Source organism: Winogradskyella sp. 3972H.M.0a.05, assembly GCF_040493455.1.
Classification (GTDB): Bacteria; Bacteroidota; Bacteroidia; order Flavobacteriales; family Flavobacteriaceae; genus Microcosmobacter.
Genome location: NZ_JANFDA010000011.1, coordinates 12966 through 39834 on the forward strand (window position 1 = coordinate 12966; position 26869 = coordinate 39834).

At 35.0% G+C, this 26869-nt stretch carries 25 protein-coding genes and 1 tRNA gene; 10 read left to right on the top strand and 16 right to left on the bottom strand.

All coding sequences use genetic code 11. From position 1 onward, the window contains the following. Positions 1 to 11: 11 nt before the first annotated feature. The 10 genes from NCE97_RS15515 to NCE97_RS15560 form a co-directional block, all read right to left on the bottom strand. Positions 12 to 647, bottom strand: coding sequence for a response regulator (locus NCE97_RS15515; protein WP_353780203.1), 636 nt, complete (start codon positions 645 to 647; stop codon positions 12 to 14). Next, on the bottom strand, positions 644 to 2578 hold the full coding sequence (locus NCE97_RS15520; protein ID WP_353780204.1) for a tetratricopeptide repeat-containing sensor histidine kinase: 1935 nt from the start codon (positions 2576 to 2578) through the stop codon (positions 644 to 646). The genes NCE97_RS15515 and NCE97_RS15520 overlap by 4 nt, the downstream gene beginning before the upstream one ends. Positions 2579 to 2667: 89 nt before the next feature. Continuing rightward, complete coding sequence (locus NCE97_RS15525) at positions 2668 to 4083, bottom strand: T9SS type A sorting domain-containing protein (RefSeq protein WP_353780205.1); 1416 nt, start codon at positions 4081 to 4083, stop codon at positions 2668 to 2670. Positions 4084 to 4100: 17 nt separating this feature from the next. Next, positions 4101 to 5186: a right-handed parallel beta-helix repeat-containing protein gene (locus NCE97_RS15530; protein WP_353780206.1), complete on the bottom strand. Its 1086-nt coding sequence runs from the start codon at positions 5184 to 5186 to the stop codon at positions 4101 to 4103. A 143-nt stretch (positions 5187 to 5329) separates the two neighbouring features. Continuing rightward, complete coding sequence (locus tag NCE97_RS15535; RefSeq protein ID WP_353780207.1) at positions 5330 to 6055, bottom strand: class I SAM-dependent methyltransferase; 726 nt, start codon at positions 6053 to 6055, stop codon at positions 5330 to 5332. 82 nt (positions 6056 to 6137) lie between these two features. Next, on the bottom strand, positions 6138 to 6887 hold the full coding sequence (gene tpiA, locus NCE97_RS15540; protein WP_353780208.1) for a triose-phosphate isomerase: 750 nt from the start codon (positions 6885 to 6887) through the stop codon (positions 6138 to 6140). 52 nt (positions 6888 to 6939) lie between these two features. Then, positions 6940 to 7425 carry a TlpA family protein disulfide reductase gene (locus NCE97_RS15545; RefSeq protein WP_353780209.1) on the bottom strand — a complete coding sequence of 162 codons (486 nt, stop codon included), beginning with the start codon at positions 7423 to 7425 and terminating at the stop codon, positions 6940 to 6942. A 17-nt stretch (positions 7426 to 7442) separates the two neighbouring features. Further along, positions 7443 to 8519 (bottom strand): ABC transporter permease, encoded by a 1077-nt coding sequence (locus tag NCE97_RS15550; RefSeq protein ID WP_353780227.1) that lies wholly within the window; start codon positions 8517 to 8519, stop codon positions 7443 to 7445. Positions 8520 to 8524: 5 nt separating this feature from the next. After that, positions 8525 to 10207, bottom strand: a complete 1683-nt coding sequence (locus tag NCE97_RS15555; RefSeq protein ID WP_353780210.1) for a BT_3928 family protein — start codon at positions 10205 to 10207, stop codon at positions 8525 to 8527. Beyond that, complete coding sequence (locus NCE97_RS15560) at positions 10204 to 10746, bottom strand: DUF1599 domain-containing protein (RefSeq protein WP_353780211.1); 543 nt, start codon at positions 10744 to 10746, stop codon at positions 10204 to 10206. The genes NCE97_RS15555 and NCE97_RS15560 overlap by 4 nt, the downstream gene beginning before the upstream one ends. A 79-nt stretch (positions 10747 to 10825) precedes the next feature. On the opposite strand from NCE97_RS15560, the gene folP reads away from it, so the two are divergent. The 5 genes from folP to NCE97_RS15585 are packed head-to-tail and all read left to right on the top strand — an operon-like array spanning position 10826 to position 14716. Then, a complete protein-coding gene (folP, locus tag NCE97_RS15565) occupies positions 10826 to 11656 on the top strand; it encodes a dihydropteroate synthase (protein ID WP_353780212.1) in 831 nt (276 codons plus the stop codon). Continuing rightward, complete coding sequence (locus NCE97_RS15570; RefSeq protein ID WP_353780213.1) at positions 11649 to 12296, top strand: hypothetical protein; 648 nt, start codon at positions 11649 to 11651, stop codon at positions 12294 to 12296. The genes folP and NCE97_RS15570 overlap by 8 nt, the downstream gene beginning before the upstream one ends. A 35-nt stretch (positions 12297 to 12331) precedes the next feature. Next, positions 12332 to 13114, top strand: a complete 783-nt coding sequence (locus NCE97_RS15575; protein ID WP_353780214.1) for a diadenylate cyclase — start codon at positions 12332 to 12334, stop codon at positions 13112 to 13114. Beyond that, on the top strand, positions 13114 to 13911 hold the full coding sequence (locus NCE97_RS15580; RefSeq protein ID WP_353780215.1) for a DUF3667 domain-containing protein: 798 nt from the start codon (positions 13114 to 13116) through the stop codon (positions 13909 to 13911). Before NCE97_RS15575 ends, NCE97_RS15580 begins: the two co-directional genes overlap by 1 nt. Position 13912: 1 nt before the next feature. Beyond that, positions 13913 to 14716: a DUF3667 domain-containing protein gene (locus NCE97_RS15585; protein WP_353780216.1), complete on the top strand. Its 804-nt coding sequence runs from the start codon at positions 13913 to 13915 to the stop codon at positions 14714 to 14716. A 6-nt stretch (positions 14717 to 14722) separates the two neighbouring features. Here the strand turns inward: NCE97_RS15585 and NCE97_RS15590 are convergent, their stop codons facing one another. Both NCE97_RS15590 and truA read right to left on the bottom strand, forming a co-directional pair. Continuing rightward, the gene (locus tag NCE97_RS15590) at positions 14723 to 16489 is read right to left on the bottom strand and encodes an ABC transporter ATP-binding protein (protein WP_353780217.1); all 1767 of its coding nucleotides are present in this window, start codon (positions 16487 to 16489) and stop codon (positions 14723 to 14725) included. A 1-nt stretch (position 16490) separates the two neighbouring features. Further along, a complete protein-coding gene (truA, locus tag NCE97_RS15595; RefSeq protein ID WP_353780218.1) occupies positions 16491 to 17234 on the bottom strand; it encodes a tRNA pseudouridine(38-40) synthase TruA in 744 nt (247 codons plus the stop codon). Between the two features lie 128 nt (positions 17235 to 17362). On the opposite strand from truA, the gene NCE97_RS15600 reads away from it, so the two are divergent. Together NCE97_RS15600 and NCE97_RS15605 are read left to right on the top strand one after the other, a co-directional pair. Further along, on the top strand, positions 17363 to 17854 hold the full coding sequence (locus tag NCE97_RS15600; protein WP_353780219.1) for a metallophosphoesterase family protein: 492 nt from the start codon (positions 17363 to 17365) through the stop codon (positions 17852 to 17854). A 116-nt stretch (positions 17855 to 17970) separates the two neighbouring features. Continuing rightward, positions 17971 to 19608, top strand: coding sequence for a T9SS type A sorting domain-containing protein (locus NCE97_RS15605; RefSeq protein WP_353780220.1), 1638 nt, complete (start codon positions 17971 to 17973; stop codon positions 19606 to 19608). 79 nt (positions 19609 to 19687) lie between these two features. Here NCE97_RS15605 and NCE97_RS15610 read toward each other — a convergent pair whose 3' ends face one another. Beyond that, positions 19688 to 20098: a DUF4293 domain-containing protein gene (locus NCE97_RS15610; RefSeq protein ID WP_353780221.1), complete on the bottom strand. Its 411-nt coding sequence runs from the start codon at positions 20096 to 20098 to the stop codon at positions 19688 to 19690. A 225-nt stretch (positions 20099 to 20323) separates the two neighbouring features. On the opposite strand from NCE97_RS15610, the gene rho reads away from it, so the two are divergent. Continuing rightward, positions 20324 to 21958 (top strand): transcription termination factor Rho, encoded by a 1635-nt coding sequence (gene rho / locus NCE97_RS15615; RefSeq protein WP_353780222.1) that lies wholly within the window; start codon positions 20324 to 20326, stop codon positions 21956 to 21958. 117 nt (positions 21959 to 22075) lie between these two features. Here rho and rpsT read toward each other — a convergent pair whose 3' ends face one another. The 3 genes from rpsT to proS form a co-directional block, all read right to left on the bottom strand. Then, the gene (rpsT, locus tag NCE97_RS15620; RefSeq protein WP_353780223.1) at positions 22076 to 22327 is read right to left on the bottom strand and encodes a 30S ribosomal protein S20; all 252 of its coding nucleotides are present in this window, start codon (positions 22325 to 22327) and stop codon (positions 22076 to 22078) included. A 25-nt stretch (positions 22328 to 22352) separates the two neighbouring features. Beyond that, positions 22353 to 22424, bottom strand: a tRNA-Glu gene (locus NCE97_RS15625). A gap of 107 nt (positions 22425 to 22531) precedes the next feature. Beyond that, positions 22532 to 24010 (bottom strand): proline--tRNA ligase, encoded by a 1479-nt coding sequence (gene proS / locus NCE97_RS15630; protein WP_353780224.1) that lies wholly within the window; start codon positions 24008 to 24010, stop codon positions 22532 to 22534. Between the two features lie 74 nt (positions 24011 to 24084). Between proS and NCE97_RS15635 the strand changes: the two genes are divergently transcribed. After that, positions 24085 to 25167, top strand: a complete 1083-nt coding sequence (locus NCE97_RS15635) for a hypothetical protein (RefSeq protein WP_353780225.1) — start codon at positions 24085 to 24087, stop codon at positions 25165 to 25167. Positions 25168 to 25202: 35 nt separating this feature from the next. After that, a complete protein-coding gene (locus tag NCE97_RS15640; protein WP_353780226.1) occupies positions 25203 to 26741 on the top strand; it encodes an OmpP1/FadL family transporter in 1539 nt (512 codons plus the stop codon). Positions 26742 to 26869 lie beyond the last annotated feature (128 nt).

Sequence of the window (26869 nt, forward strand, 5' to 3'; positions counted from 1 at the left end):
TTACGCTATTGCTATAACAATTCTCTTTCTATAGCAATTTTAATAATCCCTACGCTATTCTTTGCGCCTAGTTTACTCATTATATTCATGCGATGCGTCTCTACAGTTTTTGGGCTTATGAATAGTTTTTCAGAAATCTCCTGAGTCGTAAGTTCTTCTGAAATAGCAACTAACACCTCATGTTCTCGTCGTGTAAGTTTTGTGATTAAACCTGAATGTGAAGCTGTTTTATTAGTTTGACTCAGCAATTTTCTTTGAATATCCTTTTGTAAATACAACTCTCCTGAAAGCACTGTTTTCAATGCTTCTATGAGTTCTATTTTGTCTGTGTTTTTAAGCAAATAACCATGGACGCCTTGCTTTAGCATTCGCTTGGCAAAAGAGATATCTTCAAAATTGGTTAAGGCTATAATCTTGAGCTGAGGGTACTTTTTCAGCAATGTTTTGCTAAGCTCAATTCCATTTATATCTGGCAGATTAATATCTAGGAGTAATACATCTGGAACTTCATTTTCGAACCCGTTGATTGTGGTTTGAGCATTATTATATGTAGCTACAATTTTAATCTCTTTGGTATCCGAAAGCATTGTTTCCAATCCTTTCAAAACCATCTGATGATCATCTGTTATAGCTATCCTAGTCGTCATTCTAGTTTTTGTGTATCAATTTCTATCGTAAATGATGTGCCTTTGTCATTAGAGATAACATCTAGCTCAGCATTCAAAAACTCTGCTCTAGATTGTATGTTCTTTAACCCAATACCTCTGGACTCACTTTTTTCTACATCAAATCCTTTTCCATCATCTTCTACTATAATAAATATACTATGGTCTCTATGACTTATTTGCACATTTATTTCTGAAGCTTCTGAATGCTTAATACTGTTGGTAACGAGCTCTTGAACTATTCTAAAAATATTTACCTCTTCTTTCTTTTTTAAGGTAATACTATCTCCAATAAAATGAAAATCTATTTTGATATCGTAGCTATTATCCATGTTTTGGCAAAACATCTCAGTAGCTTCAATCAAACTAAAACTTTCTAATGATGGTGGTATAAGATTATGTGAAATGGCACGTACTTGCTGACAAGATTTATCAATCATCTCTACAGCCTCATTAATCACTCTATTATTCATCTCTTGTAGAGATATCAGCTTAAATTTAATAGCTGAAAGATCGCCATTGACGCCATCGTGTAGCTCTTTTGCAATACGTAAACGCTCTTTTTCTTCACCTTCAATTAAGGTCTCCAAAGTCTTTATTTGGTGTTCTCGTTTGAGGGTTAATATCTCTTGGTTTTTTCGCTTTTGTCGTTGTCGGTATATCAGCCAGGTCAATAGAGCACTCAAAAGGAAAAAAGCAGCGATTGCTGTCATATAATTGTATTGTGTTTTTTTCTTCTGTAAAGCATTCTCGTTTTGTTCAATTTGTAATTGCTGCTGTAAAATTGCCTTATCTTTCTTTTCTGTTTCATATTGAAACTCAAGAGCATTGATATTCTTGATATTGTTTTCATTAAAAATACTATCCTTATAGACGGTGTATTTTTTATGGTGAAATAATGCTTTATTAGCATCTCCCAATGCGTCATACAATTTATACGATTGTAAATGCAAATCCTGATATACTTTTTTTGAAGGCACTTTGTAGTCGAAAGCTTGCTTCATATAGGACTCACTCTTACGGTAATCTCCTAATGCCATATACACTGTACCCAATTGCATTAATGTTTCAGCTTTTTCTCCTGAAAAATCATGCTTCTCCTGTATGGTTAAGGCATTATTGAGAAACTGTAATGCTTCATTATACTGTTGTTCTTCAATGTGTATGAGCGCAATATTCTTACTTACTTTTGCCGTTCCCCAATTATTCTCTATATCCTTATCTATAGCTAAAGTTCTATTATAGTATTCAAGTGCTAAATCATTTTTATGTTGTTCTGCATACACAGATCCAATACTATTGTAGACATTGGCAAGATTGTTCAAGTCATGTTTCTGCTCGTGAATGGCTACCGCCTTCTGATAACTTTCAATAGCTTCAGGATACTTTTTCAGGTTTTTATAGACAATACCCATACTATTGAGCGTAAAACCCATTGCTGTTGAATCACCAAGAGCTTCATATATATCATAGGTTCTATGATATTGTTTCAAAGAGTTTTCGTAATTACCTTGAAGGCTATAAATCACTCCTTTTTGAAACAGTCCATTAGCGATATTGATGGTATCTGCTGTAGACTCTACATAGGACAAATATTTATCCATAGACTCCAATGCGGAACTAAAATTCCCCGAAACACGATCTATGACGCCATATCTATAATAACTTACCGCTATACCTTTATCGTTATTAATACCCTTATAGAGACTAAAGGATGTATCTACCAAAGCTCTGGCGCTTTTGATATCTGTATTTATCGTCAACCAGGCTAACCTTCCATAAGTAGCTGCTTTGATAGAGTCGTTATTTGTTGTTTTTGCAACAACTTTTAAACTATCAATTATTGTTTGACGGTCTTGTGAAAAACTACTAACAGCAATACACAGACATAGACATGTTAACCTCAGCTTCAAAACTTAGTTTTTAGACTATTAAATTTAACGATTTTTAATTTGTAGTACATTGAAACACTTATAGATACATCCTTAGAATTGAATTATTATTACAGCTTAATGATTTTCTTTGAAACACTTCCAGTATCAGTTTTTAGCTGAAGGAGGTAGGTTCCAGAATTCAAAGTGCTTACATCCACTTGAAAGTTTTGAGGAACACTATCATAAATAACTCTACCATTAAGATCAATAATCTTTAAATCTGTTATCGGTTGATTGTTAGTTTCAAAATATAAAACATCTCTAACAGGGTTTGGGTACAGTTTGAAATTCGTAATGATAATTTCTGGTATGGATAGTGTAGTCAGCATTTCTGACCTAGCGTAGATACTCCAAGTTCCATCAGTATTCTGCACGCGGATATACAACACATGGTCACCTTCCATTAAATCATCAGGTACCTGAACATCAAAATCCATATCCAAGCTTACTGTATCGGACAAATCAATTGGCTCGGCATTTCCAATTCCTGGGTCAATATCAAAAAAATACTCTGCTGCTGTAATCAAAGCAGTATTAGTATTACTAGGACTTATATAGAACACATTCTTATCGTACAGACTCCAACTACCATCATCATTAATCAATCTTACATACAGTTTATGAACGCCTTCGTCCAAACCTGCTGTTGGTATATTAAAACCTTCTTCTACCTCATCACCCGAAATCGTCAACGCTGTTCCGCCTCCCACTCCTGGGTCTGTATCCATAAAATATTCTGCTGAAACTATCTGTGCTGTGTTAGTATTATCTGGACTTACATAAAACACATTTTTGTCGTACAAACTCCAACTGCCATCGTCATTAATCAATCTTACATATAGTTTATGAACGCCTTCATCCAAGCCCAATGTTGGTATATTAAAACCTTCTTCTACCTCATCTCCCGAAATCGTCAACGCTGTTCCGCCCCCTACTCCTGGGTCTGTATCAATAAAATATTCTGCTGAAACTATCTGTGCGTTGTTTTCATTATTTGGACTTACATAAAACACATTCTTATCATACAAACTCCAACTGCCATCGTCATTAATCAATCTTACATATAGCTTATGAACACCTTCATCTAATCCAACAGTTGGTATATTGAAATTCTCATCTGCTATATTACCCGAAATCGTCAACGCTGTTCCTCCTCCTACTCCTGGATCGGTATCTACAAAGTACTCGGCTGAAGCTATTGATGATGAATTTTCGTTGGCTGGGCTTATGTAAAACACATTCTTGTCGTACAAACTCCAGTTACCATCAACATCAATAATTCTTATATACAATTTATGAATGCCTTCATCTAGACCTACAGTTGGTATGTTGAAATTCTGATCAATCTCATTACCAGAAACTACTAATGCTGTTCCGTTTCCTACTCCTGGGTCTGAATCTATAAAATACTCGGCTGAAGCAATTTGGGAGTAACCAAAAGTATAGCATAACCAACCACATATTATGATTAATAGTCGCTTCATCTTTTTAGATTTTTGAATTAGTTATTTATGTTGGCATTCGCCTTAATATTGATACTTAAAGGTGTGCCAGCTGATATGATGTTATTGTATATCACAAAATCTTCTAAGTATGGTAAGTCTGTTGGGTAACCTCTTAAACTAAATGGGTAGACACCATTAAACACTCCTAAATCGTTACCATCTGTACCTGCATCTTCAGCAGCTGATCCGCCTTGTATGTGAAAGTCTTGATTAGGGCTATTTAGAGAGAAACTTGGGTTAAAAGCAACAAACTGAGGATCTGTATTATCTAAGTTATTGGCCCCTGAAAGACTATCAAATGTTGAGTTATAGCTATAAGTCAGATTATTTTGAAAATTTAAGGCGCTATTACTCCCAAGATTCATATTAACCACACTATTACCTGTGAATATGAAAATATTGTTTGTGATTTGAGTCCCAGAACATGCATTAAAGAGCTGTATGGATTGATTCCCATCTCCATTTTGACGCGACAATATAATATTATTGTTTAATAAGGTAGTATTGTTTAATCTATAAAAAAGATCATATCCCCAATATGTACTTTGTCTGGTAAATGTATTATTGGAAATGATCCAGTTTTGCGAATTATAATTGTCTATTGCTCTCGAGGAGTCGTGATAGAAGAAATTTCCAGAAATAACTGCATCGTTTGCTCTCCCTGTGCTACTATTTCCGTTAATATTTACGATGCGATTGTTAGTAATGACAACACCATGATTGTTATAGGTTGTATTATCTAGATAAACGCCAGCAATACGTAGCCCTGAAATTCTGGATCCTGATGCATCTGCATATCTAAACAAGATGTTATTAACACGTGCATTTTGACCAGCATTGAGTTCAGGATTATGAGCAATACCATAAATCTTTAAGGGCTTAGTCATTTGCAAATCGCCATAGTTGTTTGGAGATGGTTGTATATAAATAATATCATTGGGGTCTGCCGCATTGATTGCAGCTTGCACTGAGGTATACTGTGCCCCTGAACCTTGGTTATTGTCCACTATATGAACAGTTTGTGCTTTAATTGTTTTGCATATACTAAATAGTACAACAAAAATTAGAGTTGATTTTTTCATAATTCCTTAATTATTGATTACACTTTTATCGGAAAGCAAGGTATATTCAACACAAAAAAATTACGTCAGGGCATTCCTTGGTTTACAAAAAATCAGGGAATTCCCTTAAGTAGTATACTCTAAAAAAATCTTGAAAAAACGGGTTATTTAATGCACTTCAAAATCCACTTATCTTGAGAAATTCCCCAAGTTTCTACCTTACCAGGTAAGTGCTCGAGGACTTCAAACTTGTTTAAAAATAAGTCGAGCATAAATTTTGGCGGATGATAGGCAGCATAAGTTCTGTGTCCCTCTAATGTATTGGCTTGCACTACAAGATCATTGTTTTCGAAAGTAGCTTTATCGCTTGGTATTAGCTTCTCTTTGAAAGCTTCTCCATGTGTAGAAATTATCAAAATAGCATTATGCTTGGTAATACGCCATAACTCTTCTATCCAACTGTAATGGTTCGCTTTTGATAGGTGTGTAAGGACTGATAAACTATATACTGCATTGAAGAAATTATCTTCAAAAACTGTAGGTGGGTTTACCTCGTTTGATTCGAACGTAACATTTTTAATGTTTGCCCTATTCCAAGCTATGGTAGATTTATTGTAGTCTGTACCGTAAAAGTCAGCATCTGGGCACAATTCAGAGAAGTGCCTTATAATCCTAGCTGGGCCACAACCCCAATCCAGAACTTTTTTTTCTTTGAAATCAGTATGCGCTTCAAACTGAGTTTTTAAAATCTTGGCATTGGTAAGTCCATCATTATAGTAGCCTCGATAATTAAGGTAATGTGCTTCATACAAGGTGTAATCTGGAGGAATTGGCACATTAGGAAACTCTTTCTTAAAAGCTTTGTTATCTTTTAGATTGATGAGCTTCATAACATAATATCTCAGGTAATCAGAGAATTTTATGATACCAAGCTGCCTTAATAGCCTTTTAAGAAAAGGTTTTCCCATCTATCTAAAACGCATTTACTATCTGAAAGAAATCTTCTGCTTTTAAAGAAGCTCCTCCAATTAATCCGCCATCGACATCTGGCTTTGAAAAAATTTCTTTAGCATTGTTTGGCTTCACGCTACCACCATAAAGTATTGTAGTGCTTTCTGCCACAGCTTCACCATATTTTTCTTTTAGGGTTTTGCGTATAAATGCGTGCATCTCTTGTGCCTGTTCTGGCGTTGCAGTTTCTCCTGTACCAATAGCCCAAACAGGTTCGTAAGCTAGTACTATGTCGCTCCAGGAACTTTCTTCTAAATGGAATAATGCATTCTTGATTTGGCTTTCTACAACTTGTTCTTGGTTTCCGGACTTTCTATCGTTGAGTTCTTCTCCAAAACAAAAAATGATACGCATACTGTGTTTCAAAGCCTGATCAACTTTCTTTGCTAGACTTTCGTCAGACTCATTAAAATATGCTCTGCGTTCGCTATGGCCTAGAATAACAGTTTGTATCCCAACACTTTTTAGCATGTCAGCACTAACTTCACCTGTATAGGCTCCATTATCTGCAAAATGCATATTCTGAGCCACTACTTCGATATCAGTAGAACGTAATGCTTCAGATGCATGCCATAGGTTTGTAAATGCTGGAGCAATCATTACCTCAGCGTTCGATGTTTTATTTTGAGTTCTTAAATCGGAAATCAATGCCTCGGTTTGAGACAGGTCATTATTCATTTTCCAGTTTCCTGCAACAATTTTTGCTCTCATATTAGAAGTCTTCTAGATGAAGTTATTATTCATTTTAAAAAAACAAAAATAACTATTTGAGAGCTTCTACAATGCGTTCATCAGTAGCTTTTTTGGCTTTATAGAGTTTGATGCTACCATCTTCGGCAATAACCATATATCTGGGAATCCAATTAGAGTTTAAAAACTTACCAAATGCTCCCTTCTGTCCTTTTGGCAAAAAGTAATGGTTTCCAACCACATTGTAACGTTGTATACCGCGTTTCCAAGCTGTATCATTTCGGTCAACAGATAAGAACACAAAATCTACATCAGTAAATTCTGCTTGTAACTCTTTGACTTTTGGCATACCCTGAATACAGTCACCGCACCAGGATGCCCAAACATCAATTAGCACAGTCTTTCCTTTGTATTGGTCTAATACATCCGATAAAGTCAGTGACTCTCCATTTAAAGTAGTAAGTTCTTCACTTAAAGCTTCTTCAGAGAATTGTAATGGCGGTTCGCCACAACTAACGAAGAATACTATAATTAGTGATAAGAATGCAATCTTTTTCATATATGCCATGCTTTAGACTATTGTATCTTGACTTTCGGATCTAGCCAAGCATATATTAAGTCGACTAAAATATTTATCATTACAAATAAACTTGCAATAACTAATACTGAACCCATGATTATTGGAAGATCAAGTGTATTCAGCGCATTCACGATTTCTTTTCCAAGACCGTTCCACCCAAAAACATATTCTACAAATACTGCTCCTGCGAGCATAGATGCAAACCATCCAGAAATAGCAGTGATGACAGGATTGAGCGCATTTTTTACTGCATGATTTTTTACAACTTGAAACTCACTTAATCCTTTAGCTCTAGCTGTTCGGATATAATCCTGACTTAAGACTTCTAACAATGAATTACGCATTAACTGAATAATTACAGCTAAGGGTCTAATACCTAAAACCAATGCTGGAAGTATGAGGTTTTTCCATTTAACATGAATCTTTTCTCCAAAATCGTCAAGCTCGTATAGGCTACCTGTCATTTCTAAATTGGTATACTTATGAAGCAAAAAACCAAAAAACCATGCAAATAAAATGGCACTAAAAAAAGATGGTACGCTCATGCCCAAAGTACTCAACACCTGTATCATTCTATCTATCCATGAATCCTTTTTTAAGGCTGAAATCACTCCTAATATTAACCCGATAATTATAGCAATGGTAATGGCTGAAATCGCAAGTACAAACGTGTTTGGCAATGTCTCTCCTATAACTTGAGACACTTTCTTACCTTGTTTAGTAAACGATTCTCTTAGGTAAGGAAGCTTTAATGCAGTGGTGGTGTTTCCTATCGAAAATAAAGGTGTAGCTGAATATTTTTCTTTGTCTAAATAGGTATAGTCATTTTCAGATTTAGAGTGAAATGAAATCGGTGAGAGGTCATTGAGGTAATATAAATACTGAGTGCCTATCGGTTTATCGAAGCCATACTTTGCTTTTATAATTGCCAATTGCTCGCTATCTTCATTTTGACCCAACATCATTTGCGCTGGATCACCAGGAAGTATATTGAATAGAAAGAAAATGACGGTTACTACTCCAAATAATGTGAGTAGCGCATAGAATAGTTTATTTAGCACATAACCTACCAGAAAGTCTATTGTTTAAAAGATTCTTTAATCTTGTTTACTTCTTCTATTGTATAGTTTTTGAACTCAAAATCATCGCCGTAAAGCTGCTTACTATATTCTTCTATAGTCGTATCGAAACCAACTTCTTGTCTTCTTTTGTTTACATTTTCAAAATCCGCAATTGGCCAAATTAGACTAAGCGGATTATCTGAATTATAGCCATAAGAACTCCCTTGAGTACCATAAATCTGTGGTTCTCCTTTATACATTAAGTGCCTATCCTCCATCATTGCTGCCAAGCGCTTTGGTAATTCTCCAGACTTAGCGGCATCCTTGATAGCAGGCAAATAATCTTCAATCATATTAGAATGTTGGATTACATACCAAGCTGCAGTATTTGTCGGTTCTCCTACTAAGGATTTCCCAGGATAGCCGTGCGCTTCTATAATGTCTTTGATTAGTAGTGCATTGGTACTATCTATTGCCATTTGTTTGCCCCAGGTTTCCATAGTAGAATTTGCTCTATATCTTTGGTCTTCAACCAAAACACTATCCAATTGACGCTTTAACTCAAAATTCAACTTTGGTATTGCATTCGGCAACTCGGTCAATTCTATGTCTTCAATATCGTTCCAATGCGACTTATCTGTAACTGTTCCCTTATTGAGCATTACAATCCCTGGATTGGATCTTACGACAGTTTTAATAGCTTTCTCATCACACAGATAGGAATCGAAATTTAGATCGTAAGTATCTTTCAGATATGCCTTTGCATCTTCTCCTGATGATGTTAATCCAATAACATTGTACCCATTTCTAATGGCATTATCCGTAAAGTTCTTTAGCTTCAAAAGGCCTTCTTCTTCGGCTTTATCTATGGCATACATTGCAACAATAATTAAGTTCTCCTTTTCTAAGAATTCTTGCGTTAAGTCTTCTTCTAAAGATTCAATAGAAAAATCTTGAATTGGCGGAATATATCCTTCGTCAATAACTTTCGGGTCTCCATCTAAACCAACATATTCACCACCTTCAACATTTGGATAACTACCATTTGTTGTGATTTTTTGTTCTTCACCATTCACATTAAAGATCCATGTATACTCTAAAACAGGCTTTGCTGCATCTTCTGGAGTACTCATTCCTTCTTGAATATTATTCCCGATTTTATATGCTCTAAAATCTATTGATGGTAGATGCATTAGAACATGATACCCAAACCAAAGGCAGGCTACAAAACTTAGAAGTGCTGTAATTGTAAGTCCTAACTTTCCAAATATTGGTTTAATATGTTTTATTCCAAGGAAAATAATCAAGATCAATACAAGGAGAATAACATCCTTTGTAAAGCTTTCCCATGGTGTTAGCTTCAGTGCATCTCCAAAGCAACCACAGTCCTTAACTTTATCGAAATAAGCTGAGTAAAAGGTTAAGAATGTGAAAAAGACAATCATCCCTAACAAGCTCCAGACAGTGAATTTTGGTTTATAACCTATAAGAAGGAACACACCTAAAACCACTTCAAACACTACTACAAATACTGAAATTCCTAAAGCGTATGGTTCTAAGAAAGGCAGATTGAGTACGTCTGCACCAAAATATTCTTGAAGTTTATATGAAAATCCTAATGGATCATTGAGTTTTATAAACCCAGAAATGATAAATAAAACACCAACTAAAATTCTACAAAGGTTAACTATATATTTCATTGATCTTCGTTTAAATGTATCATTGCGAATATGGCATAATTGATCATATCTTGATAATTAGCATCGATGCCTTCACTTACTAATGTTTTGCCTGCATTATCTTCTATCTGCTTTACTCTCAATAACTTTTGAAGGATTAAATCCGTTAAAGAACTTACACGCATATCTCTCCAAGCTTCTCCATAATCATGGTTTTTATCCTCCATTAATTGTTTGGTCGTATTAACCTCTTCATCGTATAACGCAATAGCAGCATCCAATTCTAAATCTGGTTGCTCCACAACGCCTTTCTTCAATTGTATTAACGCCATTATACAATAGTTGATAATGCCAATAAACTCGCTCACCTCTCCTTCGTCTACCTTACGTACACTATTTTGTTGTAAGCTTCTTATGCGCTGCGCTTTAATAAAAATTTGGTCGGTTAATGATGGTAATCTTAGTATTCGCCATGCACTTCCATAATCTTTCATTTTTTTGACGAATAAGTCTCTACATATCTTTATAACAGCATCGTACTGCTTTGAAGTATCTTGCATCTAAAATCCTTTAAATTTGCGTAAATTTCGCTTAAATAGTTTAATGTTCAAAGTTTAAAGTTTAAAGTTTATCAACTATATGACCATCAATTGTAAAGGGCAGCTCATTGACCTCTCTTCTCCCAAAGTTATGGGTATTCTCAATGTTACTCCAGATTCGTTTTACGACGGTGGAAACTATACTAACAAAGACGCAATTCTCAATCAGGTTGAAACTATGCTTAATGATGGTGCAACTTTTATTGATATAGGTGCATATAGTTCGCGTCCTGGAGCGGATTTTGTCTCGGAAGATGAGGAGTTACGTCGATTGATCCCTGTGATTGAACTTATTCTAGAGCATTATCCTGATGCATTATTATCGATTGATACCTTTAGGAGTAATGTGGCTAAAATTGCTATTGAAAAAGGTGCTGCAATTATTAACGATATTTCTGCTGGTCATTTAGACGAACACATGCTACAAACCATAGCTACGCTAAAAGTGCCTTACATTATGATGCACATGAGAGGTACTCCACAGACCATGCAAAGCTTGTCTGATTATGATAACCTGTTGAAAGACATCTTATTTTACTTTTCTGAGCGACTCGAAAAAACCAAAGCACTTGGCATTGTAGATACCATTTGTGATCCAGGGTTTGGGTTTGCAAAAACCTTAGAGCAAAACTATGAACTACTCAACCAACTTGAATTGTTCGATACTTTTGAATTGCCTATTCTTGTTGGTGTATCTAGGAAATCTATGATTTACAAAGCTTTGGACACAACTGCACAGCATGCACTCAATGGTACAACCGCCTTAAACATGCTTGCCTTGCAAAAAGGCGCTTCAATTCTTAGGGTTCATGATGTAAAGGAAGCTATGGAATGTATAACTTTGAACGACCTACTCAAACAAAATGACTAGATTCTTAATCCTCTTTTTTATCATATTGTGTTCTTGTGGTAATGAACGTACGGTACAATTACCAGAAGTTGAAACATCTAATATTCATGAAGTTTTGGATGTATCGCCTATTTATATTTTTTATGATGAAACGCAACCAGATTCAACATTGTTCAATAGAAAAAACATGATTAGCACCACCAATTGGCTAGTCAATGTGGATAAGCGTTTAAGCTTGAAACAAGTTGTACCACATCTTCAATATTTACAGGACAAAAGAAATAAAGACTCCATGCACAAAAATGAAGATGCAAAGAACTACTTTACTTGTAACGATACTGGTATTGGGAATTTAGGGTTTTTGGAGTTTACTGATGTAAGCTATAATTTTAAAGGAAGAGCAGTTGATAACAGTATTCAACATAATTACTTGTTAGTTTTTAATAAAAATAAGATTAACATTACTTACAGCAATTCGGTAATTGAAACTGATATTAATAATTTTCTTAACGAATTAAAAAATATTGAGTTGTCTGAAAACATGCTTCACTTATTCTTTAAAGAGTCACTATCTTTTCAAGATTACATTGAAATTAAATCCAAAATAAACAATTTTAATACTGATGATTTAATAATAGATAAATACGAAATCATCTTTTAACTTAATTTGTTAAATTAGCACAAACAGTAACACTTTTGGATACATTTCAACTTTGGGATTTAAGAGTTATCGACTTCATCGATGTATTCCTCGTCGCTATTCTTATGTACTATGTGTACAAGCTCGTTAAAGGAACTGTTGCTGTAAATATCTTCATTGGGATTATCATCATCTACTTAGTTTGGAGAGTCACTGCATTGCTCGAGATGCAAATGCTTCATAATATTTTTGATGGTTTTATTAAGGTAGGTATCATTGCTTTAATCGTCGTATTTCAACCAGAAATAAGAAAGTTTCTGTTAATGATTGGTTCGACCAATATTGGTAATAGAGGTGGGTTTTTTAAACGCTTTAGCTTTCTTAGCAAAGTCGTTGAAGTTGAAACCGATGTTGAAGCCATTATCTCTGCCTGCACCAAAATGGGAGCGACAAACACTGGAGCATTGATTGTATTGGAACGAAATAATAATCTCGATTTTTTGATTGGTACAGGAGACGAAACCAATATGAATGTCTCTCAACCTATTATAGAAAGTATCTTCTTTAAAAATAGCCCATTACACGATGGCGCTATTATCATTGACAACAACATCGTAAAAGCCACAAGAGTAATTCTTCCTGTAAATAATGAGAAAGTCATTCCACAACGTTTTGGATTAAGACATAGAGCTGCTATAGGAATTACTGAAAAAACGGATGCATTGGCTATTGCAGTCAGTGAGGAAACTGGACAAACATCTTACATCAAAAATGGTGAGTTCGAAATTTATAAAGACACTACAGAGCTTATCGAGAAGATTAAAAATGATCTTGGCTAATGCAATGTAAAAACTGCAAAACATCTATTAATACCAATCAACGCTACTGTGCGGAATGCGGTGCTAAAATCATTAAAAACAGGCTAACTCTAAAACATTTGTCTAAGTCTTTGAGTGAAGAATTTTTGAGCTATGACAATAGATTCTTAAAAACATTTAGAGACTTATTTACGAAGCCAGAAACCGTAATTAATGAATATATTGATGGTACTCGCAAAAAACATGTTGGTGTTGTTCAGTATTTTGCTATCTCATTGACGCTTGCTGGAATTCAGCTTTTCCTTACCAATATGCTTTTGGATAATGCAATAGAGGCAGACATGTCTTTTATGGATGACTTTTTAAAAAACACAAACGATCCCAAATCCAAAGCAATCATTCAGTCTTATATGGACAGCATGAATTTTATAAAAAACTATCAGAACCTCATTTATATTTTCTCTGTACCTGTTGGCGCTATTTCTACATGGCTTGCTTATCATATAACCTCAAATAAGAGATATAATTTTACTGAGCATATTGTAATAAACATGTACTACTCTGCACAGCTCTTGATATCCATGTTTATAATCATTTTGCTTTCATCGATTTTCAAACTAAACTTTATGGTATTCTATGGATTCATTATGGTAATTTCGATGGTTTATTACTTTTATATCTTTAAGCGTGTATTTGCATCTTCATTTTGGATGACATTTGCAAATATGGTACTTGTAGGTATTATATATTCAATATGGTTTACCTTGTTGTTTGGTTCTGTAATCGTAGTGTTAACACTCCTTAATTCTAATGCATAATATGACTTGCAAAAACTGTAGCTTTCAATTATCTGATCATAGTGACTATTGCAATAAATGTGGTGCAAAAGTAATTAGAAATCGATTGACCCTGAAAAACCTATTTGAACACGTAAGTGAGACTTTTTTCAATTACGACAATAAACTTCTTAGGACATTTGTAGATCTTTTTAAAAAACCCGAAGCAGTTATTGGTGGTTATATTAATGGTATTAGAAAGCGCTATGTTAATGTGATAAGTTATTTTGCTTTAGCCATAACACTTTCTGGGCTCCAGATATTAATTATCCAAAAGTTTCAAACCGACTTAACATTGTATGATACGACTACTGAAGTTGGTTTACGGCAACAAGCCATGTTTGACAAAACATACAAGTTCATGAATGATTACCAATCTCTGGTAATGATGCTATATATTCCTTTATATGCTTTGATGGCTAAAATTGTTTTCTTTAGGGTTAAAACTTTCAATTATACAGAATTGCTTGTCATATTTTTATATGCTCAAGCCCAGTTTTCTATATGCATCGCATTGATAACAGCTATAGTCATTCCTTTCAACTTAATTTCTTTTGCAGCTTTAGGAATGCTTATTCTACCAATTCAATTTTTCTACTTTGCCTATTGTCTAAAACGACTATACCAACTCAACACAGGACAAATCATCTTGAGAACGCTTATCTTCTTTGTAGTTTTGGCTGTGGTATTTATAATTTTCACCCTTATTATGGTTCTTACCATGATTCTCAATGGTGACATGCAACAACTTATCGAAGCGCAAAAAGCGGCAAAATCTGGTGGTTAGCTCTTTTTAAGCTACATCAGCTTTCATAAACTGAACTTCGTAAAGATTTCTGTAGTAACCATCTTCCTTTCTAAGCAGTTCGTCATGAGTGCCTTGCTCTACAATTTTACCAGCATCCATAACGATAATCTTATCAGCCTTCTGAATAGTGGCCAAACGATGCGCTATAATAATTGAAGTTCTTCCTTTGGTAATTTTATCCGTTGCTTTCTGAATCAATTGCTCAGAATAAGAATCTACAGATGAAGTCGCTTCATCTAGTACCAAAATACTTGGATTGGTGACATAAGCCCTAAGGAAAGAAATTAATTGTCGTTGGCCTGAAGACAGCATCACACCACGTTCTTTGACATTGTAATGAAATCCTTCCGGAAGACTTGTAATGAAATTATGAATCCCTATTTCCTTAGCAGCTTCAATGACTTTTTCTTCGGTAATGGCTTCATCATTTAAAGTAATATTGTTCATTATTGTATCGGCAAACAAGAAGACATCCTGAAGCACAACAGCTATCTTAGAACGCAATGATTCTAAGGTCATCGCTTTTATTGGTTTACCATCGATACATATTTCACCTGAATCAATATCATAAAAACGACTCAATAAATTAATAATAGTAGATTTTCCTGCTCCAGTGGCTCCAACAATAGCAACCGTTTCACCTGCTTTCACATTAAAATTAATACCCTTAAGAACCTCTTCACCTTCAACATAAGAGAATCTTACATCCTTGAACGCAATATCGCCTCTAAGATGCTGCACAACCTCAGTACCATTATCATCTATTTGAGACGATGTATCTAATACTTTGAATACTCTATCAGCAGCAACCATTCCCATTTGTAATGTATTGAACTTATTGGCAATCTGGTTTAGCGGTCTAAACATCATTGGGATCATCATCACAAAAGCAAATAATTGTCCTTCCGTAGCTACACCAGAAGCAACTACATCTAATCCTCCAATATAGATTACGACTCCTAAAGTTAATGATGAGAGAAGTTCTGCAATTGGAAAGAAAATTGAGTTATACCAAACCGTTTTTAACCAGCCTTGTTTATGGCGTTCGTTGATTGCTTTGAAGTTCTTATATTCAGTCTCTTCTCTGGTAAAAATCTGAAGAATCTTCATTCCTGTAACACGTTCCTGAACAAAAGAATTCAATTTAGCGACTTCAGTTCTCACATCTTCAAAAGCTTTCTTCATGTACTTTTGAAAAATCTTCGTTGCAAATATGATGATTGGTAATGTCGTGAAGACAATAAGACTCAACTTCACATTCATACTTAGCATTATTGCTCCAACAACTAACATCTTCAAAATATCACTAAAAATCATGAACAAACCTTGTCCAAAAATATCTGCGATACGCTCCATATCGGTTACTGCTCTAGTAATCAGGATTCCAACTGAAGAATCATTATAATACTTCATCTTGAAACCCAACATTCGCTTAAAAAGCTTTACACGAATATCTCTTACAACCGATTGTCCAAGCCAGTTAGCTGCATAGATAAATAAGAACTGAAAGATTACTTCCATAGTAAGCAATCCAATCATCAACAGTATATAAAATAGAAAACCTTGAGCCTCTTGTTGCTTTATATTTTCATCAATTGCTACCTGCAACACCTTTGGTCTTAAGGCACCAAAAACCGCAAGTCCGATGACCAAGAATAAGGATCCAAAAAACACAGCACGATAAGGCTTTATAAACGTCAACAAACGCTTAAAAAGCTCCACATCAAATACACTTGCCTTTTTTTCTGCCATATTATAATCTTATAGATTTTGGATATTTAACTTCAGTTAAATATAAACCATGAGCAGGCACAGAATATCCTGCCTCACTCCTATTCTTGGATGCTATTATTGTATCTAAATCGTCTATCGTCAGCTTTCCTAAACCAATATTCAATAAAGTACCAACGATTGCGCGTACCATATTCCTCAAAAACCGATCAGCTTTGATTTCAAATTTTAAGCCCGAATCCGTTTCTGACCAGACTGCCGATTCTATAGTACAATAATACGTTTTTACATCTGTATTACTCTTAGAAAAACATTGAAAATCCTTATGCCCCAATAGTTTTTCGCAAGCTTTGTTCATCGCTTCAACATCCAAAGGCAGCGTTACTAAGTAAGCAGTCTCAGTTGTAAAGGGATTTTTAGCTGTACTAAGTTCATAAATATATGCTCTCGATGTAGCATCAAAGCGTGCATGTGCATCATCTTTAACCCCAAAAATTTCATGTATTGCTACATCTTTAGGCAAAAACGAATTGAGTTTATATGCAAGTTGCTTTTCATCTATTTCAGAATCCGTATCAAAATGTGCGAACATCTGTTTCGCATGTACACCAGCATCTGTACGTCCTGCACCAACTATGGAAATGCTTGAACTTAACAACGTAGACAATGCATTTTCAATAACTTCCTGAACTGAAATAGCATTCGGTTGATTCTGCCAGCCATGATATGCTTTTCCATTATAACTTAACTCAATAAAATATCGCAAGGAAATAGTACTTTTGAAACAATTAAGGCACAAAGATAACGCATTCCTTCAAAGACAGGAATCCCATTAACAAAGCTTAAAGATTTAATTATATTTTAAAAGATTTCCACTTTCGCGGGAAAATTATAATGACAAAGATTCTCTTACTTTCAGACACGCATAGCTACATTGATGATCGCATTTTAGAATATGTAAAAGAAGCAGACGAAGTATGGCATGCTGGAGATATTGGAGACCTCGAAGTCACTGATAAGATCAAAGCTTTAAAACCCTTGCGTGCAGTTTATGGTAACATCGACAATGCTAAAGCCAAAGTAGAATTTCCTGAACATAATCGCTTTATGTGCGAAGGTGTCGATGTATGGATAACACATATTGGTGGCTATCCCCCTAAGTATAACGGCAGAGTACGAGACGCATTAAAGCAAGACCCTCCTAAATTATTCATCACAGGACATTCTCATATTTTGAAAGTAATGCCAGATAAAAGCCTCAATCTCCTGCACATGAACCCAGGCGCTGTAGGAAAACATGGTTTTCATAAAGTAAGAACCATGTTGCGATTCACTATAGATAAGGATAAGATTGATAATTTAGAGGTGATTGAGTTCAAAAAGTAATACCCTTTCACGTTATAAACCCCTTAATTATCTCAAATTCACTATATTTAAACTGTTAAAGTGACATACCTACGAACCCATGTTACTTTACTTACATAACCCCAAATCTGAATATTATGAGACTATTTCTATTTATTCTCTTATGTTCCCTCCTCCCTTACACCAAAATTTACGCCACAGACTATCACGTTGGCCCTGGACAACCACTAGCAAATATTGCTGATGCTCCATGGGATGCTTTACAACCAGGTGATAGAATTTTTATTCATTGGAAAAGTACACCCTATTACGAAAAATGGGTCATCAATGCCCAAGGCACAGCACAAAATAGAATTGAAATTATTGGTGTTAGTGGTCCAAGCGGACAAAAACCAATAATTGATGGTAATGGTGCGGTAACACCAACCTATTTAAATTATTGGAATGAAGTTAGAGGACTTATCAAAATTGGAGGTTCCAGCATTCCCGCAGATGGCTTGCCCAGTTATATTACTATTGAAAATTTAGAATTAAGATCTGCAAGACCAGCCTATAATTTCACCACAGATAACGGTTCAACTGATACCTATTCCAGTAATGCTGCCTCCATATATATTGAAAAAGGAGAGCATATCATTATCAGAGATTGTATCATTCACGACTCTGGAAATGGTATTTTCATTGGCGCTAATGGTGGACAGACAAAAAATATTCTTATTGCCAAAAACTACATCTATGACAATGGTATAGTTGGTAGCATTTTTGAGCACAACACCTATACAGAAGCTTTAGGAATTATCTATGAGTATAATAGATTTGGACCTTTGAGATCTGGTGCTTTAGGTAATAACCTTAAAGACAGGTCTGCAGGATTGGTAGTGAGATATAATTGGATTGAAAGTGGTAACCGTCAGTTAGATCTTGTAGAATCTGGAGCGTCAGCTTTGTATAATGATCCTTCCTACTTAACCACCTATGCTTATGGAAACATTCTCATTGAGCCAGACGGAGCAGGAAATTCTCAAATAGTGCATTATGGGGGCGATAATGGAACGACTTCAAGATATAGAAAGGGAAATCTTTATTTCTATAATAACACAGTCATTTCTACGAGAAATTCCAATACTACTATAGCTCGGCTCTCTACTGTAGACGAAACCATAAATGCATTCAATAATGTAATTTACTGCACCAATAGCGGAAACTCTTTGGCAATGATTAATGGTGATGGCACTCTGAATTTGCAGTACAATTGGATTAAAACAAATTGGGTAGATAATCATAGTGGATCAGGTACCGTAAATGATCAAGGTAACAATCTAAATGGTTCTGACCCTTTGTTTGTAGATTTTGGGAACCAAGATTTCAATTTAACAGACACTTCTCCATTAGTTGATGCAGGCAGTGCAATTCCTGCTATTCACCTTCCAGACCATGATATATTGAACGAATATGTTATGCACACCGATGGAGATACTAAGCAAATAGTAAATACTATGGATATAGGCGCTTTTGAAAATCAATCTGGTTTATCAATCTCTGACTTTTCACAAGAGCAAATTCAGTTATATCCCAATCCGAGTAAATCAGTAATATTTTTGAAAAACATTGAACCTAATATTATTGAAAGTATTTCATTTTACTCAGTAAATGGTCAAAAAGCATTAACATCTATCGACACTACTATTGATGTGACAAATCTCGCCAGTGGAATTTATATTGTAAAAGTTGAAGCCCTAAGTAAACAAACAATTCTCAGGTTTGTAAAACAGTAACAGACATAATCAAATAAAAAAATAAAACCCAAAGCTTTCGCTTTGGGTTTTACGCACTAATACTACTAAGATGTTAGGTTCATCGTAATCGATCAACTGATTTTACAAGATCTTCATCCTTTTTAATGGCTTTATTGGCTAAAACCAAAAACACGATAGAAAAAATAGGAAGAAGAATCCCAATACCTTTCTCAGAAACGTTAGTCTCTCCAGATAAATTTAGAGATTGATAAACGAATACTCCTAGTAAAATAAAGTTCAATATTATATTTAGTCGTCCCAGAACAAACTGAGATTTCCTATTCTTGTAACTAAAAATCGAAATCAAAGATAGTAAAGCAGACCCAATAAACATACCTAAATAAGTATAATTATCTTTAGCAAAAAAGGCAACCTCTTCTGTTGTAGTCCATAGGTGGAATACAAAAATTAGTCCTGCCGAAATACCTGCTGCTAGTAATAAATAAACTGTTTGTATACGCTGTAACATCTATGATTGTAAAAACGAGCGACAAAATTAAGAGTTATTTCTTAAAACATGTACAGTTTTTTAAAATAAAATTGTATTATTGCAGTAACAATCACTGTCGTAATACGTTATAGTGTTGTTAAATCTTCAGATTTTATAATCGGTTTTTCCCACTTATTTTTCATTTAGGAAAGTTTAGGAACAATCAATTTTCATATTGCATTACAATATTATATTCATATATCAATGTTTGAAATTTCAGAATTAAAAGAAAAAAAGCTACCTGAGTTACAGGAAATCGCAAAACAGCTTAGTATTCCAAAGTATAGAAGTCTAAAAAAACTAGACTTAGTCTATCAAATACTAGATCATGTTGCTGCAAATCCAGATTCAGTAAAGGTTGAAAATAAACCACCTGCCGCTCCTAATAATAATGGTCAAGCCTCTCAAAAAAGAAAAAGAGAACGAATTCAAAGACCACAACAAAACCAAAAGCAGCAAAAACAGCAACAACCAAAACAAGAGCAACAACAAGCTATTGAGTTCTCAGACAAGAAGGAGCAGAAAACTAACAACAATCAGCAAGACAAAAAGGCTGAACAACCTAAGAGAGAACACCAACACTCTAACGATTCTAATAATCGTAACCAACAAAATAAAAAACAGAACAACGATAATAAAAACCGTCAAAAGGATGGTGGAAAAAACCACCAGAACAATGGTAACAAAGACAACCGAAATCGCTATAGAGAGCCAGATTATGAGTTCGATGCTATTATAGAAAGTGAAGGTGTCTTAGACATTATGCAAGATGGTTATGGTTTCTTAAGGTCTTCGGACTACAACTATCTATCTTCACCTGATGACATTTATGTATCTCAGTCTCAAATTAGATTATTTGGGTTAAAAACTGGAGATACTGTTCTTGGGCATGTTCGTCCTCCAAAAGAAGGTGAAAAATACTTCCCGCTTATCAAAGTAAGTAAGATTAACGGATTAAAACCAGAAGTGGTTAGAGACAGAGTTTCTTTTGAACACCTAACACCGTTATTCCCAAAAGAGAAATTTGATATTGCAGAAAAGCAGAGTACTATTTCTACTAGAATTATGGATTTGTTCTCTCCTATCGGAAAAGGACAACGTGGTATGATTGTTTCGCAACCAAAAACTGGTAAAACAATGCTTCTAAAAGATGTTGCCAATGCTATTGCAGCTAACCATCCAGAGGTATACCAAATGATCTTATTAATAGATGAGCGTCCAGAGGAAGTTACAGACATGCAGCGTAATGTTCGTGGAGAAGTTATTGCTTCGACTTTCGATAAAGAAGCTCATGAGCATGTAAAGATTGCCAATATCGTTTTAGAAAAAGCAAAGCGTCTAGTAGAATGTGGACATGATGTAGTAATCCTACTAGATTCCATTACACGTTTGGCAAGAGCTTACAATACTGTACAACCAGCTTCAGGTAAGATATTAAGTGGTGGTGTAGATGCAAATGCACTGCATAGGCCAAAACGTTTCTTTGGAGCCGCACGTAATATAGAAAATGGAGGATCTTTAACCATTATAGCTACTGCACTTACAGAAACAGGCTCAAAAATGGATGAAGTTATTTTTGAAGAGTTTAAAGGTACAGGTAACATGGAGCTACAACTGGATAGAAGAATTTCTAACAGACGTATCTTCCCTGCTATAGATCTTGTATCATCTAGTACACGTAGAGATGATCTATTATTAGATGACAATACGATTCAACGTATGTGGATTATGAGAAAGTACTTAGCAGATATGAATCCTGTAGAGGCGATGGAGTTTGTTAATGATCGTTTCAAGCAAACTCGTAATAACGAAGAATTCCTTATTTCAATGAATGGATAATATCTATCACAAATAAAAAATGTAAAAACCCTTTAGAAAATCTAAAGGGTTTTATTTTTATACCATGAAAAAAGCCTCTCAATTGAGAGGCTTTAAATATTTTAATTCAAACCTATCTTATAGTGAGGCTATATGCTTAGCTAAACCAGATTTTAAATTGGCTGCTTTATTTGCATGAATTACATTTTTCTTAGCTAACTTATCAATCATAGCTACTACTGAAGGGAAAAGCTTTTGAGCATCCTTTGCACTAGTTGTCTCACGTAACTTCTTAATTGCATTACGTGTAGTTTTATGTTGATAACGGTTAAGTAAACGTTTCTTTTCGTTACTTCTGATTCTTTTTAAAGCTGACTTATGATTTGCCATTCTTTTCTTTCTTATTAAAAAATTGTAGCCCGTAGGGGAATCGAACCCCTCTTACCAGGATGAAAACCTGGCGTCCTAGCCGATAGACGAACGGGCCATTTAAAATTTCATCATTTATAATGAACTAGCAACCTTAGATTGCGGATGCAAAAATACAACTATTTTTAAATGTTGCAACCACAAACTAATTTTTTTTGATTTTTTTTAATAGGCCTTAGCAAAAAGTACCCTCTGAGAGGATGGTTCTCCAGTTAAAATACACTGCCCAGCCTCCTCTACAGAATCATAAGGAATGCAACGAATGGTCGCTTTTGTCAATTCCTTGATTCTTTGCTCAGTCTCAGCTGTACCATCCCAATGCGCTGAAATAAATCCTCCCTTAACTTCTAAGACTTCTTTAAACTCATCAAAAGAATTTACTTCAGTAATATGACTATTTCTATATTCTAATGCCTTATTAAATAAGTTTTCTTGAATCTCAGTTAAAAGAGATTTAATTCTGTCACTAAGTCCATCTAATCCAACAATCTCTTTACTTAATGTATCTCTTCGTGCTAATTCTACGGTACCATTCTCTAAATCCTTTGGTCCAATTGCTATTCTTAATGGAACACCCTGTAGCTCATGTTGAGCAAACTTAGCTCCTGGTCTATGGGTAGTTCTGTTATCAAACTTCACAGACACGCCTACAGCTCTCAATTGACTCATTAAGTTTTCAGCAACCTCAGTAATAGCATTGAGTTGCTCATCACTTTTGTATATAGGAACAATAACAACATGATTTGGTGCTAAATTTGGTGGTAGCACTAATCCATTATCATCGCTATGCGTCATAATAAGTGCTCCCATTAGCCTTGTCGAAACTCCCCATGATGTTGCCCAAACATGATCTAGTTTTCCTTCATTATTGGTGAACTTCACATCAAAAGCTTTAGCAAAATTTTGTCCTAAAAAGTGAGATGTACCAGCTTGCAATGCCTTACCATCTTGCATTAAAGCTTCAATACAATGTGTGTCAACTGCGCCAGCAAAACGTTCACTTTCTGTTTTAACACCTTTAATAACAGGGATCGCCATGAAGTTTTCGACAAACTCAGCGTATACCCTATTCATTAATTTTGTTTCTTCAATAGCTTCAGCTTCTGTAGCATGAGCAGTATGACCTTCTTGCCATAAAAACTCAGCTGTTCTCAAAAACAATCGTGTACGCATCTCCCAACGTACAACATTAGCCCATTGATTGATGAGAATTGGCAAGTCTCTATAACTCTGTATCCAATTCTTATAAGTATTCCAGATTATAGCCTCACTTGTAGGTCTTACAACAAGCTCCTCTTCCAACCTCGCTTCAGGATCTACCCTTAGCTTACCTTGATTATCTGGATCATTCTGTAATCTATAATGTGTAACAACCGCACATTCTTTGGCAAAACCTTCAGCGTTTTTTTCCTCTGCTTCAAATAGACTTTTGGGCACAAAAAGAGGAAAATATGCGTTTTGATGACCAGTTTCTTTAAACATTCGGTCTAATTCTGCTTGCATTTTCTCCCAAATTGCATAACCGTAGGGCTTAATTACCATACAACCCCTAACCGCCGAATTCTCAGCTAAATCAGCCTTTACGACCAATTCGTTATACCATTTTGAATAATCCTCAGCTCTACTTGTAAGATTCTTCCCCATTATCAGTATTTTGGCACAAAAATTGTGACTATGTTAAATAAAAAATTAGTTCAGCAAAACTAACTATTTTTGTTATGTTCAACAATAAATCTGAAAGAGATATGCAATTTAAAAGTTACTTGAAATCGAAATTGCCATTTTTTGTTGCAACAAGCGCATTTTTCATGCTTGCTTCTTGTGGTTCATACCAGTATGCTGGTTATGACAATGATGGTATATATAGTTCTGATTCTAGAACAACACAAGAAGTTCCTGTAGAAGAAACTTCTAACGCTACTACAACCACTAACGAAAACTCATACTACAAAAACTACTTCGCTGAAAAATCTAGAGAATATGATGAAATAGTTGAAGAAAGCGAAATTTTCACTGATATAGATTCTTATGAAGGTAGAGTAGAAAGTCAAGATTCTACTGAAATCCTAGAATATAATACTGGCCATGCTGGATGGGGTTCTGCAAATGATTCTGAAATAATTGTAAACATCAATGCTGGCTTCAATAATGTATGGTGGTGGAATAACCCTTGGAGATGGAATAGATTCGGATGGGGTTATAATAGAGTATTCTGGAATAACAGAGCATTTTGGAACTATGGTTGGGGAGGTTTTTATGACCCATTTTGGCTTGGTGGCGGCTTCGGCGGCTGGGGCTGGGGAGGTTTCTATGACCCGTTCTGGTGCCCACCATTCTACGGTTATGGCTATGGTGTTCCATGGTATGGTAATGGTATCTACTATAGAAACGGTTACAGAAACTTTGGCCGTAGAGGTTTAGCTTACAACTATGGACGCAGAGGTAATATATATAATAGAAGTAACAGATCCTTCGCTAGAAACAATAGTTCAATTAGAAGAAATTCCACTGTAAGAAGAAACTCTACAGTAAGAGGAAATAATTCATCTATTACCAGACCTAGAGTTCGAAGAAATAATAATTCATCTATTACCAGACCTAGGACAATTTCACGCCCTAGAAATTCCTCAATTTCAAGACCTAGAAGTTCTTCAACTAGACCTAGAGTGAACTCATCATCTAGACCTAGAAGAAGTTTTAATTCATCTAGATCTACAAGAAGTTCATCCTCTTTTAGTAGAGGAGGCTCAAGATCTTCTGTTAGAAGTTCTGGCTCAAGAGGAGGAGGTAGAAGAAGGTAATCATTTCACTTTAAACAATCTAAGAAAAAAATAATATGAAAAAGTTAGCTATACTGTTCATAGTGGCACTTGCTATGCCAAATTTAAAAGCTCAAGACATCACAGATGCCGTAAGATATGCAACAGATGATGTGCAAGGAACAGCAAGATTTAGGGCAATGTCGGGAGCATTTGGAGCTCTTGGTGGAGATATGTCTGCCGTAAGTATTAATCCTGCAGGTTCAGCTGTATTCAATTCTAGCCATGCCTCTTTATCACTTTCAAGCTTAAATACTAGTAATGATGTACGCTTTTTTAATGGGCTAACATCATCAAACGATTCTAAGCTTGATATCAACCAAGCTGGAGGAGCCTTTGTTTTCAAAAACTATGACGAAAGTTCTAAATGGAGAAAGTTTGCTTTAAGTATTGCCTATGATAAAACAGCAAACTATGATAATGATTGGGTGGCTTCAGGAATAAATTTTAACCCTAATACTGAAACTGGTAATTCAATAGGTAATTACTTTTTAGAACAAGCTCAAGGTTTAAGATTAGATGAAATCTCAGCATTCCCTGGTGAAAGTATTACTGAAGCCTATGCAGATATTGGTGCCGTTTTTGGCTTTGCTAATCAGCAAGCTTTCCTTGGATTTGAGTCTTATATTTTGGAACCAGATGCAGATACAGATGACAATACATCTTATACATCCAACATTGCCGATGGTGAATTTAACCAACGATATAGCTACATAGCTACTGGTTATAACGGAAAATTTAGTTTTAATGCTTCTACACAATATGGTGAAAACTTATACTTAGGAGTAAATATCAATACCCATTTCATTAATTATGAACGTGCTACCCTATTGGATGAAACGAATAATAATACTGGTTCAATAGTAACAGACGTTAGGTTCGAAAACAGTTTATTTACAACAGGTACCGGTATATCATTCCAGTTAGGTGCAATTACCAAACTTAATGATGTGATACGTCTTGGATTTACTTACAACTCACCAACATGGTATAGAATCACAGAAGAGACAGCACAATTCTTAGCAACTACTAGAGATGATGGTGGTTCTATAATCACAGAAATTATCAATCCAAATATTATAAGCATTTTCCCAGAGTATAGGTTGAAAACTCCTAGTAAAATTACTGGAAGTCTTGCTCTAGTTTTTGGAGACCAAGGCCTTATCAGTTTTGATTATTCAAGAAAGGATTTTGGCAATACTGAATTCAGACCTACTTCGGACACCTTTTTTGCGGCCCAAAACAATATCATAAGTGACAATTTAAAAGTAGCTTCTTCATATAGGGTTGGTGGTGAATATCGTTACAAGCAATTGAGTTTTAGAGGAGGATATCGTTTAGATGAAAGCCCATATGAAGATGAAAATTTTTATGGAGATTTAACTGGTTACTCTTTTGGTTTAGGTTATAATTTTGGAGATTTCAAATTAGACTTAGCAGTTGAAAACTCTCAAAGGGAAATAAATGAACGATTATACAATGTAGGACTTACAGATGCAGCTACATTGGATATCAACAATACTGATGTTACATTATCTGTAGCATTCAATATCTAATAAAGTATATATTTTACCAAACAAAAAGTCCTTCACTATTGAAGGACTTTTTGTTTTTATGTGTTCAGCACCATTATCGTTTTAGGGCAAAATGGGCTTTAAATTCTGTTCTTTGCTCTGAGTTCGGG

Bases quoted from the DNA above. Each gene is read 5' to 3' on its own strand.
- NCE97_RS15515 (WP_353780203.1), bottom strand. From the start codon at position 647: ATGACGACTAGGATAGCTATAACAGATGATCATCAGATGGTTTTGAAA.
- NCE97_RS15525 (WP_353780205.1), bottom strand. From the start codon at position 4,083: ATGAAGCGACTATTAATCATAATATGTGGTTGGTTATGCTATACTTTT.
- NCE97_RS15530 (WP_353780206.1), bottom strand. From the start codon at position 5,186: ATGAAAAAATCAACTCTAATTTTTGTTGTACTATTTAGTATATGCAAA.
- NCE97_RS15535 (WP_353780207.1), bottom strand. From the start codon at position 6,055: ATGAAGCTCATCAATCTAAAAGATAACAAAGCTTTTAAGAAAGAGTTT.
- tpiA (WP_353780208.1), bottom strand. From the start codon at position 6,887: ATGAGAGCAAAAATTGTTGCAGGAAACTGGAAAATGAATAATGACCTG.
- NCE97_RS15545 (WP_353780209.1), bottom strand. From the start codon at position 7,425: ATGAAAAAGATTGCATTCTTATCACTAATTATAGTATTCTTCGTTAGT.
- NCE97_RS15555 (WP_353780210.1), bottom strand. From the start codon at position 10,207: ATGAAATATATAGTTAACCTTTGTAGAATTTTAGTTGGTGTTTTATTT.
- NCE97_RS15560 (WP_353780211.1), bottom strand. From the start codon at position 10,746: ATGCAAGATACTTCAAAGCAGTACGATGCTGTTATAAAGATATGTAGA.
- folP (WP_353780212.1), top strand. From the start codon at position 10,826: ATGACCATCAATTGTAAAGGGCAGCTCATTGACCTCTCTTCTCCCAAA.
- NCE97_RS15570 (WP_353780213.1), top strand. From the start codon at position 11,649: ATGACTAGATTCTTAATCCTCTTTTTTATCATATTGTGTTCTTGTGGT.
- NCE97_RS15580 (WP_353780215.1), top strand. From the start codon at position 13,114: ATGCAATGTAAAAACTGCAAAACATCTATTAATACCAATCAACGCTAC.
- NCE97_RS15585 (WP_353780216.1), top strand. From the start codon at position 13,913: ATGACTTGCAAAAACTGTAGCTTTCAATTATCTGATCATAGTGACTAT.
- NCE97_RS15590 (WP_353780217.1), bottom strand. From the start codon at position 16,489: ATGGCAGAAAAAAAGGCAAGTGTATTTGATGTGGAGCTTTTTAAGCGT.
- NCE97_RS15600 (WP_353780219.1), top strand. From the start codon at position 17,363: ATGACAAAGATTCTCTTACTTTCAGACACGCATAGCTACATTGATGAT.
- NCE97_RS15605 (WP_353780220.1), top strand. From the start codon at position 17,971: ATGAGACTATTTCTATTTATTCTCTTATGTTCCCTCCTCCCTTACACC.
- NCE97_RS15610 (WP_353780221.1), bottom strand. From the start codon at position 20,098: ATGTTACAGCGTATACAAACAGTTTATTTATTACTAGCAGCAGGTATT.
- rho (WP_353780222.1), top strand. From the start codon at position 20,324: ATGTTTGAAATTTCAGAATTAAAAGAAAAAAAGCTACCTGAGTTACAG.
- rpsT (WP_353780223.1), bottom strand. From the start codon at position 22,327: ATGGCAAATCATAAGTCAGCTTTAAAAAGAATCAGAAGTAACGAAAAG.
- proS (WP_353780224.1), bottom strand. From the start codon at position 24,010: ATGGGGAAGAATCTTACAAGTAGAGCTGAGGATTATTCAAAATGGTAT.
- NCE97_RS15635 (WP_353780225.1), top strand. From the start codon at position 24,085: ATGTTCAACAATAAATCTGAAAGAGATATGCAATTTAAAAGTTACTTG.
- NCE97_RS15640 (WP_353780226.1), top strand. From the start codon at position 25,203: ATGAAAAAGTTAGCTATACTGTTCATAGTGGCACTTGCTATGCCAAAT.